Genomic DNA, 3,342 nt, shown 5'->3' with positions numbered 1-3,342 from the left:
TCTATATATGTGTTAGTTGTTGTTATTGTTGCTGTATTTTTTTTTTTTAATGAACCGCTGACCACCGAGATTTCACTCTCCCTCTCGTCGGGAGGGTCAGATGTGGATAAGGGACAGGCGCGGCGCGCAGGGACCGGGCAGGGCGACCCGCAGCGGACCGGCGGCAGCCGGCCTGCGGGGTCACCGGTCCGGTCGGACGGCGCTGGGACATGACTCGCTCCCTGGGGAAGAGGGTGGGCGGAAAGCCTCAGCAGAGTCGCACCGTCACCAGTAGTCACAAAGGCAACACGCGGCACAGTTGACGCGCTGCAACCGAAACGGTCAGTGACCGCCCTGTCGCTGTCGGTATGTCGACAACGGGGTCAGCCGGCGGGCCGCTCCAACTCGTGCGCCAGCGTGTCCAGCTCGGCACCACCCGCCATCAACCGGGTCAGCTCCTCGCGGGAGATGTCGTCCTTGACGAACTCCCCGAGGCTGCGACCGCGATTGAGCAGCAGGAACCGGTCCCCGACCGGATAGGCGTGGTGCGGGTTGTGCGTGATCAGGACGACGCCCACCCCGCGGTCACGGGCCTGGGCCACGTAGCGCAGCACGACACCAGCCTGCTTCACCCCAAGCGCCGACGTCGGCTCGTCCAGGATCAGCACCCGGGCGCCGAAGTGCACCGCCCGGGCGATGGCGACCGACTGCCGCTCGCCGCCGGACAGCGTGCCGACGGGCTGATCCGGATCACGGATGTCGATACCCATCGCGGCCAGCTCGCGCCGGGTCACGTCCTTGGCCTTCACGGCGTCGAACCGGCGGAACGGGCCCCACCCCCTGGTCGGCTCCGCGCCCAGGAAGAAGTTCCGCCAGATCGCCATCAGCGGGATCATCGCGAGGTCCTGGTAGACCGTGGCGATCCCGGCGTCGAGCGCCTCGCGAGGGGCTCCGAAGGAGACCGGCGCACCGTCGAGCAGCAGCTCCCCGCGGTCGGCCCGGTGCACGCCCGACAAGATCTTGATCAGCGTGGACTTGCCGGCACCGTTGTCGCCGAGCACGCAGGTGACCTCGCCGGCGCGCACGGCGGCGCTGATGCCGTCCAGCGCGATCACCGAGCCGTAGTCCTTGCCGATGTCGCGCAGCTCCAGCAGCGGGGCGTCCCCCACCTGCGGGGCCCCGATCGGCCCGCTCATCGCCGGGCCGCCTCGGCGTAGCGCCGGACCAGCCGGTTGCCGAGCACGGCCAGCAGCAGCATCGCGCCGAGGAAGAAGTAGAACCAGTCGGCGTCCCAGCGCAGGTACGGGATGCCGAGTTGCGTCATGCCGAAGATCAGCGCACCCAGCGAGGCGCCGACGGCCGAGCCGAACCCGCCGGTCAGCAGGCAGCCGCCGATCACCGCCGCGACGATGTAGATCAGCTCCTGGCCGATGCCGGTGTTGGCCTGCACGGAGGTCAGCCGCACGGCCAGCGTCGTCCCGACGAACCAGGCGGCGCCGGCGGTCGTCATGAACAGCGCGATCGTGGTGCGCCGCGCGGGCACCCCGACGTTGCGCGCCGCGACGTCGTCCCCACCGGTGGCGAACACCCAGTTGCCGAACCGGGTGCGCAGCAGCACCCACGTGGCCAGGGCGGTGAAGAGCAGCCACCAGAGGACGGCGATGCGCACCTCGGCCCCGAGGATCTCGATCCGCGAGGCGAAGACCCACTCCGCGGCCGCGTAGCCGGGGACGTCGTCGATCCCGGTGACGGTGACCGTGCTCGTGAACAGCTTCGTCAGGCCCAGGTTCAGCCCCTGGAGCATCAGGAACGTCCCGAGCGTGATGATGAAGCTGGGCAGTCCGGTACGGGTCACGAGCCAGCCGTTGACGAAACCGATCAGCAGGGCCAGCACCAGCGAGGCGGCGATGGCCACCCACAGGTTCTGGCCGAACCGGGTGGCGACGATCCCGACCGTGAGCGCGGTCGTGCCGGTCAGCACCCCGGCGGACAGGTCGAAGTGCCCGCCGATCATCAGCAGCGCGACCGCGACCGCCATGATCCCCAGCGTCGATGCCGGGTCCAGCCAGTTGGCGATGCCCCGCGGAGAACGGAACGTCTCCGACTGCACCGCGAAGAAGGTGAAGACGGCGATCGTGCCGACCAGCGCGCCGAGCTCGGGCGTGACCAGCAGGCGGCGCAGCAGCCCGGGGGCCGCCAGCCGCTCGTCGGCCCGGCGCTCGTCGGCCCGGCGCTCGTCGGCCCGGCGCTCGTCGGCCCGGGCGGTGGGTCCCGGGGCGCTCAGCGGGTGCCGGCCGAGGCCAGGTCGGCGATCTCGTCGACGTTGTCGGCGTCCACGATGGCGGGACCGGTGAGGACCGGCTGGCCACCGCCGACGGTGTTGAGGTTCTCGGCGTACAGCTTGAGCATCACGATCGGCAGGTAGCCCTGCTCGTACTGCTGCTGGTCCACGGCGAAGGCGATGTCGCCGGCCTGGATGCCCGAGATGACGTCCTCGTTGAGGTCGAACGTCGCCACCTGCGCCTCGGAGCCCGCGTCCGCGGCTGCCTCGACGGCCACCGCGGCGACCGCGGAGTTCAGGGTGAGGACCGCGTCGATCGAGGTGTCGCCCTGCAGCTGGGAGGCGATCGCCGACTGCGCCCCCTGCAGGTCGTTGACGTCGACCTGCAGCGGAGTCACCTGCGAGCCCAGCCCCTCCGAGGCGCCCGAGCACCGCTGCTCCAGCCCGATGTTGCCCGCCTCGTGCACGACGCACAGGACGTTCTGCGCGCCGGCGTCGGCCAGCGCCTGGCCGGCCCCCCGGCCCGCGATCCGCTCCTCCTGGCCGACGTGGCCGATGGCGCCGAGCTCGGCCGAGCGGTCGCTGCCGGAGTTGATGGTCACGACCGGGATGCCGGCCTCGACGGCCGCCTCGATCGAGTCCTGCAGGGCGTCGGGGTTGGCCAGCGAGACGACGATGCCGTCCACCTCCTGGTTCACCGCCGCGTCGATGAGCTGCGCCTGCCGCTGCGGATCGCCGTCGCTCTGGTAGTCGACCTCGACGCCGAGGTCCTCACCGGCCTTCTCGGCACCGTTCTGGACCACGTCCCAGAACGCGTCGCCGGCCGAGCCGTGGGTGATCACCGAGAAGACGAGGTCGCCCCCGCCCCCACCGCCACTCCCGGAGGGCTCGCTCACCGAACCTGTCTCTTATACACCAGTGAAGCTGACGACGAAGACGATAGTGTAGATATCGGCGGTTGACGGCTCCTCCACTCACAAACAATACCAACCTCAACCTAACAAACCAGGGAGTGACACCTATCGTGGCACTAAATAATAATACAAATTCATATACTAGATCATGACACAACATCGAATCAA

3 protein-coding genes are annotated in these 3,342 nt (G+C 69.1%); all 3 read right to left on the bottom strand.

What is annotated here, in order from left to right; genetic code table 11:
• Nucleotides 1-362: 362 nt before the first annotated feature.
• Nucleotides 363-1,175, bottom strand: coding sequence for an ATP-binding cassette domain-containing protein (locus C5508_RS19030; protein ID WP_104526473.1), 813 nt, complete (start codon nucleotides 1,173-1,175; stop codon nucleotides 363-365).
• Complete coding sequence (locus tag C5508_RS19025) at nucleotides 1,172-2,089, bottom strand: ABC transporter permease (RefSeq protein ID WP_232797302.1); 918 nt, start codon at nucleotides 2,087-2,089, stop codon at nucleotides 1,172-1,174. Before C5508_RS19025 ends, C5508_RS19030 begins: the two co-directional genes overlap by 4 nt.
• Before the next feature lie 170 nt (nucleotides 2,090-2,259).
• On the bottom strand, nucleotides 2,260-3,156 hold the full coding sequence (locus C5508_RS19020) for a sugar ABC transporter substrate-binding protein (protein WP_104526472.1): 897 nt from the start codon (nucleotides 3,154-3,156) through the stop codon (nucleotides 2,260-2,262).
• Nucleotides 3,157-3,342: the final 186 nt, after the last annotated feature.

Origin of the sequence: Blastococcus atacamensis, assembly GCF_002938425.1 — a bacterium.
GTDB lineage: Bacteria > Actinomycetota > Actinomycetes > Mycobacteriales > Geodermatophilaceae > Blastococcus > Blastococcus atacamensis.
The sequence above is the reverse complement of the archived record's forward strand: the minus strand, read 5'-3'. Positions and strand labels throughout refer to the sequence as shown.

What these genes read in the sequence shown, in the direction of transcription:
- C5508_RS19030 (WP_104526473.1), bottom strand. Translation starts at nt 1,175, where the DNA reads ATGAGCGGGCCGATCGGGGCCCCGCAGGTGGGGGACGCCCCGCTGCTG.